This is a genomic window from Acetatifactor sp. (genome assembly GCF_982438285.1).
This window is the reverse complement of the sequence record NZ_CEWDFQ010000029.1, coordinates 1-16065: the sequence shown is the minus strand read 5'-3', so window position 1 is coordinate 16065 and position 16065 is coordinate 1. Positions and strand designations below refer to the sequence as shown.

At 49.7% G+C, this 16065-nt stretch carries 15 protein-coding genes, 2 tRNA genes and 1 other annotated feature; all 17 genes read left to right on the top strand.

All coding sequences use genetic code 11. The features are described 5' to 3' along the window. The coding region (locus AC1WIP_RS02765; protein WP_481140371.1) for a cation transporting ATPase C-terminal domain-containing protein at positions 1 to 193 on the top strand (193 nt) is incomplete at its 5' end. A 12-nt stretch (positions 194 to 205) separates the two neighbouring features. Further along, entirely contained in the window at positions 206 to 1504 is a 1299-nt protein-coding gene (locus tag AC1WIP_RS02760; RefSeq protein WP_481140370.1) for a TrkH family potassium uptake protein, read from the top strand. Positions 1505 to 1531: 27 nt separating this feature from the next. After that, the gene (locus tag AC1WIP_RS02755; RefSeq protein WP_481140369.1) at positions 1532 to 2203 is read left to right on the top strand and encodes a potassium channel family protein; all 672 of its coding nucleotides are present in this window, start codon (positions 1532 to 1534) and stop codon (positions 2201 to 2203) included. A gap of 71 nt (positions 2204 to 2274) precedes the next feature. Beyond that, positions 2275 to 4041, top strand: a complete 1767-nt coding sequence (gene argS / locus AC1WIP_RS02750; protein ID WP_481140368.1) for an arginine--tRNA ligase — start codon at positions 2275 to 2277, stop codon at positions 4039 to 4041. A gap of 264 nt (positions 4042 to 4305) precedes the next feature. After that, positions 4306 to 4378 (top strand) — tRNA-Val (locus AC1WIP_RS02745). A 22-nt stretch (positions 4379 to 4400) separates the two neighbouring features. Beyond that, a tRNA-Met gene (locus AC1WIP_RS02740) sits at positions 4401 to 4474 on the top strand. 278 nt (positions 4475 to 4752) lie between these two features. Beyond that, positions 4753 to 5013: an NUDIX domain-containing protein gene (locus tag AC1WIP_RS02735; RefSeq protein ID WP_481140367.1), complete on the top strand. Its 261-nt coding sequence runs from the start codon at positions 4753 to 4755 to the stop codon at positions 5011 to 5013. A 165-nt stretch (positions 5014 to 5178) separates the two neighbouring features. Then, positions 5179 to 5433: a heavy-metal-associated domain-containing protein gene (locus AC1WIP_RS02730; protein ID WP_481140366.1), complete on the top strand. Its 255-nt coding sequence runs from the start codon at positions 5179 to 5181 to the stop codon at positions 5431 to 5433. Positions 5434 to 5683: 250 nt separating this feature from the next. After that, complete coding sequence (locus AC1WIP_RS02725) at positions 5684 to 7129, top strand: DEAD/DEAH box helicase (protein ID WP_481140375.1); 1446 nt, start codon at positions 5684 to 5686, stop codon at positions 7127 to 7129. Positions 7130 to 7281: 152 nt separating this feature from the next. Next, complete coding sequence (gene ispF / locus AC1WIP_RS02720; RefSeq protein WP_481140365.1) at positions 7282 to 7818, top strand: 2-C-methyl-D-erythritol 2,4-cyclodiphosphate synthase; 537 nt, start codon at positions 7282 to 7284, stop codon at positions 7816 to 7818. A 65-nt stretch (positions 7819 to 7883) separates the two neighbouring features. Further along, the gene (locus AC1WIP_RS02715) at positions 7884 to 9203 is read left to right on the top strand and encodes a replication-associated recombination protein A (protein ID WP_481140374.1); all 1320 of its coding nucleotides are present in this window, start codon (positions 7884 to 7886) and stop codon (positions 9201 to 9203) included. Between the two features lie 79 nt (positions 9204 to 9282). Continuing rightward, positions 9283 to 9524, top strand: a binding site (T-box leader). A gap of 119 nt (positions 9525 to 9643) precedes the next feature. Beyond that, entirely contained in the window at positions 9644 to 10378 is a 735-nt protein-coding gene (epsC, locus tag AC1WIP_RS02710; protein ID WP_481140364.1) for a serine O-acetyltransferase EpsC, read from the top strand. After that, positions 10365 to 11774: a cysteine--tRNA ligase gene (gene cysS / locus AC1WIP_RS02705; RefSeq protein ID WP_481140373.1), complete on the top strand. Its 1410-nt coding sequence runs from the start codon at positions 10365 to 10367 to the stop codon at positions 11772 to 11774. The genes epsC and cysS overlap by 14 nt, the downstream gene beginning before the upstream one ends. Further along, positions 11759 to 12202, top strand: a complete 444-nt coding sequence (locus tag AC1WIP_RS02700) for a Mini-ribonuclease 3 (protein WP_481140363.1) — start codon at positions 11759 to 11761, stop codon at positions 12200 to 12202. The genes cysS and AC1WIP_RS02700 overlap by 16 nt, the downstream gene beginning before the upstream one ends. 62 nt (positions 12203 to 12264) lie before the next feature. Then, entirely contained in the window at positions 12265 to 13005 is a 741-nt protein-coding gene (gene rlmB / locus AC1WIP_RS02695) for a 23S rRNA (guanosine(2251)-2'-O)-methyltransferase RlmB (protein WP_318705530.1), read from the top strand. A 16-nt stretch (positions 13006 to 13021) separates the two neighbouring features. Continuing rightward, on the top strand, positions 13022 to 13639 hold the full coding sequence (gene sigH / locus AC1WIP_RS02690; RefSeq protein ID WP_481140362.1) for an RNA polymerase sporulation sigma factor SigH: 618 nt from the start codon (positions 13022 to 13024) through the stop codon (positions 13637 to 13639). Positions 13640 to 13804: 165 nt separating this feature from the next. Further along, positions 13805 to 15922, top strand: a complete 2118-nt coding sequence (locus tag AC1WIP_RS02685; protein ID WP_481140372.1) for a methyl-accepting chemotaxis protein — start codon at positions 13805 to 13807, stop codon at positions 15920 to 15922. The last annotated feature ends 143 nt before the right edge of the window (positions 15923 to 16065 follow it).

Here is a 16065-nt window from a genome sequence, read left to right as displayed (position 1 = left end):
AAACGGATATCTGAATAAGTGTGTGCTTGCATCTGTCGCGTTTATGGCAGCCAGCATTTATGTGCCGTTTTTGAACCCCGTGTTCAGTACTGTGCCGTTAACCGTTGATGAGCTTTTGGCAGCGCTTCTTTTTGCGTTCCTGCCTATGCTTGGCGGCGAACTGGCTAAGCTGATACAAAAAAAATTGAAATAGGGGTAGCTTTGTATGTTTAAGGTGATTAAAAAGCAGTCTCCCGGACGCATTATTGCCCTGGGATTTGCTTTTGTGATTCTGCTGGGATCGGGGCTTTTGATGCTCCCCTGCAGTATTCAGGACGGTGTAAAGGTGCGTTATATTGACGCGCTTTACACCTCCACCAGCGCGGTATGCGTCACGGGTCTGATTGCAATTGACGCAGGAGATACCTTTACGCCTCTGGGACAGTTTTTCCTGGGGGCTCTGATTCAGATCGGGGGCTTAGGCGTGACGGCTGTGGGGGCCGGTATCATTCTGGCGATGGGAAGAAGGGTGAATCTAAAGGGGAGAAGTATTATCAGAGAGGCCATGAACCTGGACTCCGGACGGGGACTGGTCCGCTTTGTGAAAAGTATTTTTATAATGACCCTCATCTTTGAGGGAGTGGGAGCGGTACTCAGCTTTCTTGTGTTTGTGCAGGACTATCCACCCCTGAAGGCCCTTGGAATCAGTCTGTTTCATTCGGTTGCGGCCTTTAATAATTCCGGCTTTGATATTCTGGGGAATTTTCAGAATCTGATTCCCTACCGGGATAATGTGATGCTCAATCTGGTGACCTGCGGTCTGATCTTTTTTGGAGGAATCGGCTTTTTGGTGATTCAGGAGGTGTGGGTAAAGAAATTTCGCTGGAAAAAATTCTCCATGCACACCAAGGTGGTGCTGTCCATGAGCGCTGCGCTGATTGTCATCGGAACGGTTTTGATCAAGCTGACGGAAGAGGTTACCTGGCTGGGTGCATTCTTTCACAGTGTTTCTGCCAGAACCGCAGGCTTTTCCACATATCCCCTGGGGACCTTTTCCAATGCGGGGCTCTTGGTGATTACCGCATTGATGTTTATTGGCGCATCCCCGGGCTCCACAGGCGGAGGCATCAAGACAAGCACGTTTTTCGTGCTGCTTCAGGGAATCAAATCGGCGGCCACCAATCGGGCTGAAAAGGGCTTCCGTTTTGCAATTCCGGCCAATGCCTTTCGTAAGGCCTCGGTGATTACCCTGATCGCCGGAATGGTTGTCCTTACGGGTACTTATCTAATGGTCATCATGGAGCCAGAGGTCTCTTTGATGGAGGCGCTGTTTGAAATTACCAGCGCATTCGGAACGGTGGGATTATCCACAGGGATTACCCCTGACTTAAGTGATGGCAGCAAATTTTTATCAATCCTGATTATGTATATCGGCAGGCTCGGGCCGCTGACCATTGCTTCCCTGTGGTATTTTACAAAAGGAGAGAGAGTCAGCTATTCCGAGGGTAATATTGCAATTGGTTAATTGAAAGAGGATGGGAGTATGTTTGGTATGTTTAAGAAAAAAGAGATAGCCTACGGCATTATAGGACTTGGGCGGTTTGGATATGCCCTTGCTACAGAGCTTACCGCTTCCGGCGCGGAAATTCTGGTGCTGGATAAAAATGAGGAAAAAATCCGGGAGATGCGGGAATTTACGGAAAATGCCTTTGTGGTGAGAAATCTGGATAAGAATACCCTTATGGAAACGGGAATTCAGAATTGTGATGTGGCCATTGTGTGCATCGGCGAACAGATTGCCACATCTATTTTGACCACGTTAAATCTGGTAGGACTTGGGATACCCAAGGTGGTTTCCAAAGCAACCAGTATGGAGCACGGTGAAATCTTAAAAAAGCTTGGAGCGGAGGTGGTTTACCCGGAGCAGGACATGGCGGTGCGTCTGGCACATCGGCTTGAGACCTCCAAGGTTCTGGATTATATTCAGCTGAGTGAAAGACTCAACATATCCAAGATGGCAGTACCGGCGGGCATCATTGGAAAAACGGTGCTGGAGGTGGACCTGCGGGGACGTTTCGGACTAAATATCATTGCCGTGGAGAATGCAGGAGGATTGATTGACAGCGTAAAGCCTGAGTATACCTTCAGGGAAGGGGATATTCTTTTTGTGGCAGGAGGAACGGAGGGATTCAGCGGACTGGCGGCCTGGGTGGAAAATGATTGAGTATTTCCCTATTGCGGGATGGTAAAAATTACGCTATAGTAAACATATTATGTTTGATTTGGAGGATGCTCATGAAAAAAATTTTGGATATGCTGACAGAGGAGATGCAGAAGGCATTTCAGGCGGCCGGCTATGACGGCAGTCTGGGAAGAGTGACTCTTTCCAACCGTCCGGATTTGTGTGAATATCAGTGCAACGGCGCCATGGCCGGAGCAAAGCAGTACAAAAAGGCTCCCATCGCTATTGCAAAAGAGGTTGCAAAGCAGCTTGCGGACAGTAGTGTGTTTCGGGAGGCGCAGGCAGTGGCTCCGGGCTTTTTGAATCTAAAGATTACGGAAAGCTTTCTGTTAAGCTATCTGAAGGATATGGAGGCAGACCCCAAATTTGGCCTTACTATGCCTGGGAAGCCGAAGAAAATTATCATCGATTACGGCGGAGCCAATGTGGCAAAGCCTCTTCATGTGGGACATCTCAGGTCTGCGGTGATCGGCGAGAGCATCAAGCGTATCTGCCGTTATGCAGGACACGAGGTGATCGGAGACGTGCATCTGGGAGACTGGGGCCTGCAGATGGGCCTTATTATCACATGGCTTGAGGAAGAGGAACCCAATCTGGTGTATTTTGACGAAAATTACCAGGGAGAGTATCCCGCAGAGCCGCCCTTTACCATTACACAGCTGGCACAGATTTACCCGGCGGCCAGCGCCAAATCAAAAGAGGATCCGGACTACAAGGCAAGGGCCATGGAGGCCACCTATAAGCTGCAGAAGGGTGTGCGGGGCTACAGGGCGCTGTGGCGTCATATTATGGATGTATCCATTGCAGATCTGAAGAAAAATTACAGCAGCCTGAATGTGGAATTTGACCTGTGGAAGGGCGAGAGCGATGTGCAGGATTTGATTCCGGATATGGTGGAATATATGAAGGAGGAGGGCTATGCCCACGAGAGCGAGGGCGCTTTGGTGGTGGATGTGAAGGAGGAGACGGATACCAAGGAGATTCCTCCCTGTATGATCTTAAAGTCGGACGGAGCCTCCCTCTACAACACCACGGACCTGGCCACTATTTTGGAGCGCAGAAACCTTTATCATCCGGATATGATGATCTACGTGGTGGACAAGCGTCAGGACCTGTACTTTGAACAGGTATTCCGCTGTGCCCGCAAGACGAAGCTGGTAGGACCGGAGACGGAGTTGAAATTTTTAGGCTTTGGTACTATGAACGGCAAGGACGGAAAGCCCTTTAAGACCAGGGAGGGCGGCGTAATGCGTCTGGAGGATCTGGTTCGGGATACCAAGGAAGAAATGTATAAAAAGATCAAGGAAGGACGTGACATGCCGGAAGAGGAGGCAAGGCAGGCAGCGGATTTGGTTGCGGTTTCCGCTCTGAAATATGGCGATCTTTCCAATCAGGCATCCAAGGATTATGTGTTTGACATGGAGCGCTTTACCTCCTTTGAGGGGGATACGGGTCCATATATTTTATATACCATCGTGCGTATCAAGTCCATACTGAGCAAGTACAAGGAGCAGGGCGGGAATCTGGCGGAGACCTCGCTGAGGGAGGCCGAAAACGCTGCGGAAAAGGCGCTGATGATGCAGCTTGCCGGTTTTAACGCCATGATGCAGGCCGCCTGTCAGGAGACGGCGCCCCACAAGGTATGCGCTTATATTTATGACCTGGCCAATGATTTTAACCATTTTTATCATGATACAAAGATACTGGGCGAGGAGGACGAAACAAAGAAAGAGGGGCTGATCGCTCTTTTGGTGCTCACAAGAGATATTCTGGAAACCTGCATTGATGTTCTGGGATTCAGCGCGCCTGAGAGAATGTAGGTAATAGTTCAGCCATAAGCTGTATGACAAGCAAATCATGCTTGCATGAAGTTGCTTGTTGTGCAGCTTATGAGCGGAGCGCCCGATAATGAGCAAAGGCAGCTGCGCAGCAGCGAAAAAGCGCCTTGGCGCGGCTTTGCGAATGGCGCGGGCTGAACTGTTACGAATGTAGAAAGCTTTTTTGCAAAAAATGAAAAAAGCTGTTGACAAAAAAAACCACACATTGTACAATCATAAAGTCGGTTGCAGAAGCAGCCGACAGATGGAATCTTAGCTCAGCTGGGAGAGCATCTGCCTTACAAGCAGAGGGTCATAGGTTCGAGCCCTATAGGTTCCACTCCGGTGAAGGCCGGTTATATGGCGAGATAGCTCAGCTGGCTAGAGCATGCGGTTCATACCCGCAGTGTCGAGGGTTCAAGTCCCCCTCTCGCTATTTGTTGAAAGCCTTGAAATATGTATTTCTGGGCTTTTTTTGTTTAAAAATATTAAAATTTGACCGTTTTACACCATTTCAAACTGTTTCAGACTGAAATAAGTGGGATCGAATTGGGGTCAAATTATTATAAACAAATGCAACAGCAGTTTGAATCGAATTTAACACATTTGAAGTACTAAAATCACAAAACTACTTATAACCAAATGGTTATGATTCATTTTCAGGAACAGTATTTTGATAGTGAGATTGTAATGTAAAGATTGGTAGTGTTACGAATGGCAAGGATAGAAAAGGTTACAATGACCAATATGTGCATGGTGTTTAATGGCAACAAAGTATTGGTTCAAGATAAAAAAGACGATGATTATTCAGGAATAACTTTTCCGGGAGAGCATGTTGAGAAAGGAGAAACGTTTACGGATGCGGTGATTCGTGAGGTTTTTGAAGAAACAGGATTGAAAATACAGTCGCCACAGTTGTGTGGAATAAAGGATTGGATGGAGGAAGATGGAAAATGGGTAGAAGAATTGAAATAGATAAAGCTCATATTACATTCACCCTCTTTGTCTGACAGAACTGATTATTGAGAATATTGTTCAGAAAGGAAAAAAGAGGTGTATTTTCAGGGATAGACTGGTATAATAAATAATATCAGTAATCGGGAGAGTACTGCCTGCATAAGCAGGTTTGGAGACGGAAAAATGACGAGGACAATCTTACAGATTGACGGAATGGCATGCGGTATGTGCGAGGCTCATATAAATGATGCGGTGAGAAGGGCATTTCAGGTAAAAAAGGTTTCCTCTTCCCACAAGAAGGGGCAGACGGAGATTCTTTCGGAGAAACCTCTGGATGAAGAGAAGCTTAAGGAAACCATAGCGGCCACAGGATATCGGGTAGTTTCCCTTCAGGCACAGCCCTATGAGAAAAAGGGATTTTTCCTTTTTGGCCGATGACAACGGCTGCCGGAACAGGAAAATGGAAAAATCGAAAAAACGAATTTTCTACTTGCAATTTTATGTACGGCATGCTATACTTACATGCAATGTTCAGACAATGATTGGAGAGATCATTAACGAAAATGGATGATTTCTCTTTTTTTGTGTTCCTGCAAAAATGTATAGAAAAAGGAAGGATAAGGAGATTTCAGTGGATAATTTATTGGAAAATTTGTTGGACGAACGTATTTTGCGCGCTATCGATGAGATGGGATTTGAAAAACTTTCGCCCATTCAGGAGCAGGCAATTCCCAGCCTGCTGGCGGGAGAGGACATTATCGGACAGGCGCAGACAGGAACGGGAAAGACGGCTGCCTTTGGTATTCCTGCCATTCAGCGGATAGATCCGGACCTGAAAAAACTGCAGACTTTGATTTTATGTCCTACCAGGGAGCTTGCCATTCAGGCGGCGGAGGAGCTGCGCAAAATTGCAAAGTATATGCACGGCGTGAAAGTCCTTCCTGTCTATGGAGGCCAGGAGATCGGGAAGCAGATTTCCGGGCTTAAGGGAGTACAGATCATTGTAGGTACACCGGGGCGCGTGATGGACCATATGCGGCGGCGCACCATAAAGCTGGACCATGTAAATATGGTGGTGCTGGATGAGGCGGACGAAATGCTGAATATGGGATTTAGAGAGGATATGGAGCTGATTCTTGGACAGATTCCGGGGGAGCACCAGACGGCGCTGTTTTCCGCCACCATGCCAAAGCCCATTCTGGATATAACGGACCGCTTCCAGAAGAACGCAAAGCTGATCCGGGTAGCGGCAAAGGAGCTGACCATCCCCCTTGTGTCCCAGCGTTATTATAAAATAAAAAATTCGGACAAGGATGCGGCCTGCATCCGTCTGCTGGAATACTACCAGCCTAAGCTGTGCTTGATTTTCTGTAATACCAAACGGAAGGTGGACGAGCTTTCCGAGGTGCTGAAGCGTCAGGGCTACCAGGCGGAGGGACTGCATGGGGATATGTCCCAGCACCAGAGAGATGCGGTGATGAGGCGTTTCCGCAACGGAAGCACCAATATTTTGATTGCCACGGACGTAGCAGCCAGAGGAATTGATGTGGATGACGTGGAAGCTGTAATTAATTACGATATTCCGCAGGATGTGGAGTACTACGTACACCGGATCGGAAGAACGGGACGTGCCGGAAGAACAGGGCGTTCCTTTACCCTGGCGGCGGGCAGAGAGGTTTACAAGATTCGGGAAATTGAAAGAGTATGCCGCACCACAGTGGAGGAAAGGAAGCTTCCGAGCACGGGCAAGGTGCTGAAGGCCAAGGTGTTCAAGCTTTTAGAGCAGGCATGGGAGCTTCACGAGCATGAAGATATAGATTTGATGAAGAAATATCTGCTGCACAAAATGGAGGAGGAAAACTGCGACGCCCTGGACCTGGCTGCCGTGCTGTTAAAGTATCAGGTGGGCGACAGAGGCCAGGAGATAGCAGTGGATGAAGCAGAAAGCCGCCGCTTTGGAAAACGAAGAGGCGCCGGAGAGGATAGAAGAAAAGGAAATCAAAGAGGCAGAGACAGGGATGCCGCAAGGAGAGATCAGGGCAGAAACGGCAGAAGAGGTGAGGAGCGAAGCAGAGGAAGAAGGGACGAGCGCAAGGGTCTTGGCTTTTCGTTCTCTAAACGGAAAAAAGCGTAGAAAAGGAGGATAATGTGAAAAATCACACTGATGTGCTGATTTTTCACATTGCTATTTGTTTCCGAGCGAAAACAAATAGCTCTTATGGCAGACGCAAATTTGATATTTGCGTCGCCTCTTCGCGACAAGTCGCTCAGAAAAGAGGTATTCATATGAGAATTGGAACGGGCTATGACGTGCACAGGCTTACAAAGGACAGAGACCTTATCATCGGAGGGGTAAAGATTCCCTGGGAAAAGGGACTGCTTGGACATTCGGATGCGGATGTGCTTTTGCATGCCGTCATGGATGCGCTGCTGGGTGCAGCCGCGCTGGGTGACATCGGCAGTCATTTCCCGGACACGGACCCGGCCTATAAGGGGATTTCTTCCATGAAGCTTCTGGAAAAGGTGGGAGCGCTGCTTGTGGAGCATCATTTTCTTGTGGAAAATATAGACGCAACCATTATTGCCCAGGCGCCTAAAATGCGCCCTTATATTGACGCCATGCGGGAAAACATCGCAGGAGGACTGGGACTTTCCCTCTCGCAGGTGAATGTAAAGGCCACTACGGAGGAGGGGCTTGGCTTTACGGGACAGGGAGAAGGAATTTCCGCCCAGGCCGTGTGCATGCTCACCAGCCCCTATGACCTGACGGCAAGAGAGACCATGGGGGGATGTGATGGCTGCAGCGGCTGCAAAAGAGTCTGAGGAGCCTTAAAAGCGGATTTCATGAAAGCGGGAAGGAAGGTGTTTTTATGAACCATTCTTCGAATATGGAACAGATGTCCCTCTTTGACAATCGGAATGAGACTACGCCGCTGGCAAGCAGGCTGCGCCCCAAAACCCTGAAGCATTTTGTGGGGCAGGAGCATCTGCTGGGAGAGGGCAGAATGCTGCGCCAGCTCATTGAGAGAGACCAGATTTCTTCCATGATCTTCTGGGGGCCGCCGGGCGTGGGAAAGACTACCCTTGCCAGCATTATTGCGGGAAAAACCCGCTCCAATTTTATAAATTTCAGTGCGGTGACAAGCGGAATCAAGGAAATCAAAGAGGTGATGGCCCAGGCGGAGCAGAATCGGTTTCTGGGAGTGCGCACCTTGCTGTTTGTGGATGAAATCCATCGGTTCAACAAGGCCCAGCAGGATGCTTTCCTGCCCTTTGTGGAGAAGGGAAGCATTGTGCTGATCGGAGCCACCACAGAGAATCCTTCCTTTGAGATCAACGGGGCGCTTCTGTCCAGGTGCAGGGTCTTTGTGCTAAAGCCGCTGACAAAGGAGAACCTTACCGAATTACTGCATCATGCCCTTGAGGCCAAGGAGGGCTTTGGAGAGCAAAATATAACCATCACAGAAAGACAGCTTGAAGCTATTGCGGCTTTTGCAGACGGAGATGCCAGGACGGCTTTAAATATCCTGGAGATGGCTGTGCTGAACGGCGAAATTCTTTCAGAGGGCGCAATTCGTGTTACCGACGAGGAGCTGGAGCAGTGCATCAGCCGGAAATCCCTTCTCTATGACAAGGCGGGGGAGGAGCATTACAATCTGATTTCCGCTCTTCACAAGTCTATGCGAAACAGCGATCCGGATGCGGCCCTCTATTGGATGTACAGAATGCTGGACGGAGGGGAAAATCCCCTGTACATTGCAAGACGCCTGATCCGTTTCGCCAGCGAGGACATCGGCATGGCGGATTCCCAGGCTCTCACCGTGGCGGTGGCGGCATATCAGGCCTGCCATTTTCTGGGGATGCCGGAATGCGACGTGCATCTGGCCCACGCGGTTACTTATCTGTCCATGGCGCCAAAGTCAAATGCCATGCTGCAGGCTGTGGAGGCATGCAGAAGGGACATGAAGGAAAAGCGGGCGGAGCCGGTTCCCCTGCAGCTTCGCAATGCCCCCACCAAGCTGATGAAAAACCTTCACTATGGAGAGAATTACGAGTATGCCCACAATACAGAGGAAAAGCTCACCCGAATGGAATGTCTGCCTGAGTCCATGAAGGGCACAAGATATTATCATCCAACGGAACAGGGGGCGGAAAAACAGGTGAAGGAGCGGCTTCTTAAAATCAGGGCGTGGAAGGAAGAACGCTAAAATTTGGTTGACAAATTCAGGCTGATTGCATATTCTGTTTATTAGAAGGCTTGCAAGAAGTTTTTATTTTATTCATAGGAAAAGGGCTGTGAGCGAAAAGAGTACTTTCCCGGTACTGCAAAAGAGAGAGGCCGTCGCTGGCTGAAAGCGGCTTTGGCAGGAGGGGAAGGAAGTGCATTCGTGAGCCGGTCCGGGGAGAGCCGTCTGGCAGGTATCCGGGCCCGTAAGCGTGCGTTAAGCGAAAAGAGAGAGGGGCAGTCCGGTCTTTGACCGGGAGCTGTCCTTAAACAGAGTGGGACCGCGGATAAATTCGTCTCTGGTGTGAGGATACACCGGGATTTATCCGCGGTTTTTATGTATTATGGCCCAAGGGAAGGGTTTGTGCCTGCGCTGCCGCAAACCCGGGATGGGCAGAGGGCGGCGCAGAAACGAGGAGAAATATGGGGCTCATTGCAAACATAAAAGAGGAAATCCGGATTATACGAGAGAGAGATCCGGCAATCCACTCCTCTATGGAGGTGTTTTTGTATCCCAGCTTTAAGGTGATGATGCACTATCGGCTGGCGCATAAGCTGTATAGAAAGAAGCATTTTTTTCTGGCCAGATATATTTCCCAGAGAGGAGTGCGCAAGACCGGGATTGAGATTCATCCGGGGGCTGAGATCGGCAGGGGATTTTTTATTGATCACGGAAATGGAGTGATTATCGGCGAAACCACTGTGATCGGCGACAATGTGACGCTGTACCAGGGAGTGACGCTGGGCGGAACCGGTAAGGAGCACGGCAAGCGTCATCCCACTGTGGGCAATAATGTCATGATCAGCGCGGGAGCCAAGGTGCTGGGTTCCTTCACCATAGGGGATAATTCCAAGATAGGGGCGGGCAGCGTGGTCTTAAGCGAGGTCCCCCCCAATTCCACAGTGGTTGGAGTACCGGGACGAGTGGTGAAGCGCAACAACATGGCCCTTCCCCAGGAGACCATGAACCAGACGGATCTGCCGGACCCTGTGCGGGAGGACATTGCCAATCTGCAGATGGCAAATTCCCAGCTGACCAACCGCCTGCTTGATTTGGAGGCGGAGATAAAGCTGCTGCGAAAAAGACTGCAAAAGGACCAGGAAGAGAAAACGGATCGGAAAGCGGAGGAAAAGAAGAATGAGCATGAAAATCTATAATACGCTGACAAAGAAGAAAGAAGAATTTGTTCCCATAGAACCGGGCAGGGTGAGGATGTATGTGTGCGGCCCCACGGTTTACAATCTGATTCATATTGGAAATGCCCGTCCCATGATTGTATTTGATACGGTGCGCAGATATATGGAATATAAGGGATATGAGGTAAATTATGTGTCTAACTTTACGGATGTGGATGATAAAATTATCAAAAAGGCCATTGAGGAGGGTGTGGACGCAGATGTGATTTCCAAGCGGTATATTGAAGAATGCAAAAAGGATATGGAGGCCATGAATGTAAAGCCGGCCACCACCCATCCCTTAGCCACCCAGGAAATTGGAGGCATGCTTGAGATGATCGAAAAGCTCATTGAGACGGGGCATGCCTACAGGGCAGAGGATGGCACCGTGTACTACCGTACCAGAAGCTTTCAGGATTATGGAAAGCTTTCCCACAAAAATCTGGATGACCTGCGGGGGGGGAACAGAACTCTTTTGGTGTCCGGGGAGGATCAAAAGGAGGACCCCTTGGATTTTGTGCTCTGGAAGCCGAAAAAGGAGGGAGAGCCTTACTGGGAGTCTCCCTGGTGTCAGGGACGACCTGGCTGGCATATTGAGTGCTCTGTTATGAGCAAAAAGTATCTTGGGGATGAAATTGATATTCATGCGGGCGGAGAAGATCTGGTATTTCCTCATCATGAAAACGAAATTGCCCAGTCCGAGGCGGCCAACCAAAAAACCTTTGCCAGATACTGGATGCACAATGCCTTTTTGAACATTGACAACCGCAAAATGTCAAAATCCCTGGGAAATTTCTTTACGGTGAGAGAAGTGGGAGAGAAGTATGATCTGCAGGTGCTTCGGTTTTTCATGCTTTCCGCTCATTACAGGAGTCCTCTGAATTTCAGTGCGGAGCTGATGGAGGCGGCAAAAAACGGTTATGAGAGAATTGTGACCAGCGTGGATAATCTGCGCTTTTTGCTGGAAAACGCTGCGCAGGAGGAGGCCAGTGAAGAGGAGGCCGCTCTTTTGAAGGAAGCCCAGGGGTTTGCGCTGAAATTTGAGGAGGCCATGGATGATGATTTCAATACGGCGGATGCGCTTTCCGCTATATTTGAGCTGGTAAAATTTGCAAATACATGGGCGTCCGATGGAAGCAGCCGGGCGTTTCTGTCCGGGCTTAAGAAGGAAATTGAGCAGCTTTCTGATATCTGCGGCCTTACGGTGAACCGTAAGACACAAATGCTGGAGGAGGACGTGGAGCGGCTGATCCAGGAACGCCAGGCGGCAAGAAAGGCCAAAGACTTTCAAAGAGCGGACGAGATTCGGGAAATGCTGCTGGAAAAGGGGATTATCCTGGAGGATACACGAGAGGGTGTAAAATGGAAGAGAGCGTAAATCTGCTGGGACAAATCAAGAAGCTTTTTGCGTGCGCGGATCAGGATATCAGAACCTATTCGCCTCTGGCGCTGGCCTATATGGGAGATGCGGTGTATGATCTGGTTATCCGCACTGTAGTGGTGGAGCGGGCCAACCGCTCCGCCAACCAGCTGCACAGAGATGCTGTCAAATATGTAAAGGCCAAGGCGCAGGCTGAGATAATACAGGCGCTGCTGCCTGAGCTGACCGAGGAGGAAGAGGCAGTGTACAGAAGGGGAAGAAATGCAAAGCCCCACACCACGGCAAAGAATGCAACTCTGGCAGAGTATAAGACGGCCACAGGCTTTGAGGCACTTATGGGATATCTGTACCTGACGGACAGGCAGGAGAGGATGCTTACTTTGATCCACAAAGGAATTGCCCTTGCAGGATTGGATACATTGTAGAGACTGTGGGGAAAACGCCGGGGAAAGAGAGGAAAGGCAAAGGAGAGAAAGGAAAGAGAAATATGGCGTATCAGGAATTTACCATAGAGGGCAGAAATGCGGTGCTGGAGGCGTTTAGGGCGGGCAAAACCATAGACAAGCTGTTTTTATTGGACGGCTGTAAGGACGGCCCAATCCTCAGCATCAAACGGGAGGCGGCGAAAGGGGACTGCCAGATCAAATATGTGACCAGGGAACGTCTGGATCAGATGTCTGAAACAGGAAGGCATCAGGGAGTGATCGCCGTTGCCGCCGCCTATGAGTATGCCCAGGTGGAGGACATGCTTCGGGCCGCAAAGGAGAAGGGGGAGCCTCCCTTCTTATTTCTTCTGGACAATATCGAGGATCCTCATAATCTGGGAGCGATCATCCGCACTGCCAATCTGGCGGGGGCGCATGGAGTAATTATCCCCAAAAACCGGGCTGTGGGACTGACGGCGGCGGTGGCAAGAACCTCCGCAGGAGCTTTGAACTATACGCCTGTGGCGAAGGTGACCAATCTGGCAAAGACCATTGAAGCGCTGAAAAAGGAGGGGCTTTGGTTTGTCTGTGCCGATATGGGGGGAACCATTATGTATCAGCTTGACTTGAAAGGGCCCATCGGTCTTGTGATCGGCAGCGAGGGAGAGGGAGTGGGCCGGCTTGTGAAGGAAAAGTGTGATATGACGGCGGCCATACCTATGAAGGGAAATATTGATTCTCTCAATGCTTCTGTTGCCGCCGGAGTGCTGGCCTATGAAATTGTGAGACAGAGAATGGCGTAAGCCGGGAGGTTTCGTTGTGACAGAAGCGGAGCGCTATGGAAATGCTGGGGATGAGGAGCTGATTCTTCGTCTGAGAGACGGGGAGGAGGCCATCATGGATTATATCTGCAACAAGTATAAAAATCTGGTCCGCAGCAAGGCAAAGTCCATGTTTATTTTGGGCGGCGACAATGATGATCTGATTCAGGAGGGAATGATCGGCCTGTTCAAGGCGGTTCGTGATTACGACAGCGGCAGGGATGCCAGCTTTTACACCTTTGCGGATTTGTGCATCAGCCGTCAGATGTATACTGCAGTGCGGGCGTCAGGCAGGCAGAAGCATTTTCCCCTGAACAATTATGTGTCGCTGGACAGCGCCCCCGGGCAGCAGGCGGACCAGGAGGAGCTGCGGCTGTTTGAAGCGCTGGCCGCCCGGGCGGAATTAAATCCGGAGGCGGTGTTTTTGGACAAGGAGAGGGTGGCTTATCTGGAAAATACCATTGAAAATGAGCTCAGCGCCTTTGAAAAACAGGTATTGGATTTGTATATGACGGGCATGAGCTATACACAGATTGCCAAGGTGCTGGGCCGGGATGAGAAATCCACGGATAATGCACTGCAGCGCCTTAAGAGCAAGATCAGAAAGCGGCTTTGAAGGCAGGTAAATTTGAAAGCAAGTGAATTTGAAAGCCATTGAAGTATTGCCGCAATAGTGGTAAAATAATTACATGGTTTGAAAGATAAACACCTTTAGAAATCAGGAAGGAAAGGGTGCTCTTCAATGGCTGGAAATGGCGAAAAAGAAAGAACATTGGAACAAATGAAAGCAAATGGCGGAAAGAAACCTAACAATCAAAAGCGGAAAAATAATCAAAAACAGAAGCGGGACAAAATAGCAGTTGGATTTTTCCGCGGAATTCAATTTAAGCTGATCGCTTCCTTTTTTGTGCCTGTGATCTGTATTGTGGCGCTGGGGGTATCTTCTTACCAAATGGCGGCTAATGCGGTGTTTTCCAGCTATCAAAGCTCTATAGAGCAGACCATGCAGATGGTGGAGGATTATCTGAATCTGGTGCTGGATACAGAGCAGGCAAGCTACAGAAGCTATCTGCAGGATGATGAATTAAAGCGTTATTTTGCAGGGAATATGACAGACGCTGTGGTGTATAAGGGACGGACCACCACGGAGTTTAAGCGCGCTGTGACGGGAGACGACCTCCTTGCCAATGTTTTTTTTATTTCCCAGAGCGAAGAGCCTATTGCAACAGTGGATTTGACCGGAACAGAGGCCTATGAAGCTTTTATGGCCACACCTCAGGGAGAGCTTGCACAGGCCAATGCAACAAAATATTATCTGTTCGGCAATCAGTCTGATGCAGATGCGGCTTTGGGTGTGGACAGCAGTAAATATTCCATGCGTCTGGTAAAGAAGATGGTGGATTCTAACGGCTTTATGATTATTGACTTTGCCCCTGATATTCTGCAGGACAGCCTGGGAGCGCTGAATGTGGGGGAAGGTACATGTGTTGGGCTGGTGACTTGTGACGGTGGGGAATTTTTGCTTGAGAACGGACAGGCCATTGAACAGGAAGAAAAGGTGTTTTCTGGACAAGATTTTTACCAGAATGCGGTTTCTGCGCTGTCAGCAGGAGGAGATGCCACAGCCGGCTTAAGCCAGGTGTCATACAACGGCAGCGATTACCATTTCTTCTACAGGGCGCTGGGAGACAGGGAGGCTGTGATTGCCGTGCTGGTTCCGGACAGCCAGATTCTGGCGCAGGCAGCAGATATCCGCCGCTTGACAGTTATCATTTCTGTGGCTGCAGTTATAATTGCCCTTGCCCTTGGCAGCGTTCTGGCAAAAAGCTTTGGCGGAACCATCCGTAAAATCGTAAAATGCCTGAAGAAGATATCCGACGGCGATCTGACAGTGGAAATCCATTCCAGAAGAAAGGATGAATTCAGGCTTCTGACGGAGGGAATTTCAGGCATGGCATCCCATATGAAAAAGCTGCTTACCAATGTAAAGGAGGTCAGCGGAGAGCTGACGACGGCAGCGGCAGAGGTATCGGAGTCCTCGGAAATGTTTATGGATACCTCCAAAAACATTAAGGATTCCATCCAGGAGATTGAAAAGGGAGTACAGCTTTTAGACAAGGATTCGGCGGACTGCTTAAACCAGATGGATGGGCTGTCCTCCAAGATTACAAGCGTAACGGACAGCGCAGCACAGATATTGAAGATGACGGACGCTGCAGAGGCTTGTATTGCACAGGGCATGAATGCTACGGGAGAACTTACCTCCAGTGCGGTTTCTACCACCAGAATTACGGGAGAGGTAATCGGCGCCGTGGATGAGCTGGAGCAGAAAACCCGTTCCATTGGCCAGATCGTGGAAGTGATTAATGAAATTGCTTCCCAGACCAATCTCCTGTCCTTGAATGCGTCTATTGAGGCTGCCCGGGCGGGCGCCAGTGGAAGAGGCTTTGCCGTAGTGGCTGAGGAAATCCGAAAGCTGGCGGACCAGTCTCTTACGGCGGCAGGTGAGATTGCCAAAATTATTCAGGAAATGATTCAAAATACCGGAAAGGTATCCGAGATTGCCAAGGAGGCGGAAAGCGTGGTGGCTACCCAGTCGGATGCGGTGAATGCAACCATAGATTCCTTCCGGGAGATTGAGAGACAGGTGTCGGGGCTGCTGGAAGCCTTGCAGCTGATCAACGACAGCGTAAAGGATATGGACAGCGACCGCTCGGCGACTCTTGGCTCTGTGGAAAGCATTTCTTCAGTTTCCGCACAAACGGCTTCCTCCTCCATGGAGGTATACGGCGCTGCAGACAAGCAGCTGGAGGCTGTTACAAGACTGGAGGATGCTTCAGAGCAGATGCAGAAGAGAGCGCTTCAGCTGAGCGATACACTGAAACAGTTTAAGCTGTAAAAAGCGTAAACGGGCGTAATTTTTTGTTGACAAACGTCAGGTCTTTTGATAGAATGTAACACGGTGATTGCCTGTCAGTCACCGTGAATGCTGCTGTGGCTCAGTCGGTAGAGCGTCGCATTGGTAGTGCGGAGGTCACGGGT

What these genes read in the sequence shown, in the direction of transcription:
- AC1WIP_RS02700 (WP_481140363.1), top strand. Translation starts at nt 11,759, where the DNA reads ATGGAAGAGAGCGTAAATCTGCTGGGACAAATCAAGAAGCTTTTTGCG.
- epsC (WP_481140364.1), top strand. Translation starts at nt 9,644, where the DNA reads ATGGGGCTCATTGCAAACATAAAAGAGGAAATCCGGATTATACGAGAG.
- AC1WIP_RS02735 (WP_481140367.1), top strand. Translation starts at nt 4,753, where the DNA reads ATGGCAAGGATAGAAAAGGTTACAATGACCAATATGTGCATGGTGTTT.
- ispF (WP_481140365.1), top strand. Translation starts at nt 7,282, where the DNA reads ATGAGAATTGGAACGGGCTATGACGTGCACAGGCTTACAAAGGACAGA.
- AC1WIP_RS02715 (WP_481140374.1), top strand. Translation starts at nt 7,884, where the DNA reads ATGGAACAGATGTCCCTCTTTGACAATCGGAATGAGACTACGCCGCTG.
- cysS (WP_481140373.1), top strand. Translation starts at nt 10,365, where the DNA reads ATGAAAATCTATAATACGCTGACAAAGAAGAAAGAAGAATTTGTTCCC.
- argS (WP_481140368.1), top strand. Translation starts at nt 2,275, where the DNA reads ATGAAAAAAATTTTGGATATGCTGACAGAGGAGATGCAGAAGGCATTT.
- AC1WIP_RS02730 (WP_481140366.1), top strand. Translation starts at nt 5,179, where the DNA reads ATGACGAGGACAATCTTACAGATTGACGGAATGGCATGCGGTATGTGC.
- rlmB (WP_318705530.1), top strand. Translation starts at nt 12,265, where the DNA reads ATGGCGTATCAGGAATTTACCATAGAGGGCAGAAATGCGGTGCTGGAG.
- AC1WIP_RS02755 (WP_481140369.1), top strand. Translation starts at nt 1,532, where the DNA reads ATGTTTAAGAAAAAAGAGATAGCCTACGGCATTATAGGACTTGGGCGG.
- AC1WIP_RS02760 (WP_481140370.1), top strand. Translation starts at nt 206, where the DNA reads ATGTTTAAGGTGATTAAAAAGCAGTCTCCCGGACGCATTATTGCCCTG.
- AC1WIP_RS02725 (WP_481140375.1), top strand. Translation starts at nt 5,684, where the DNA reads ATGGGATTTGAAAAACTTTCGCCCATTCAGGAGCAGGCAATTCCCAGC.
- AC1WIP_RS02685 (WP_481140372.1), top strand. Translation starts at nt 13,805, where the DNA reads ATGAAAGCAAATGGCGGAAAGAAACCTAACAATCAAAAGCGGAAAAAT.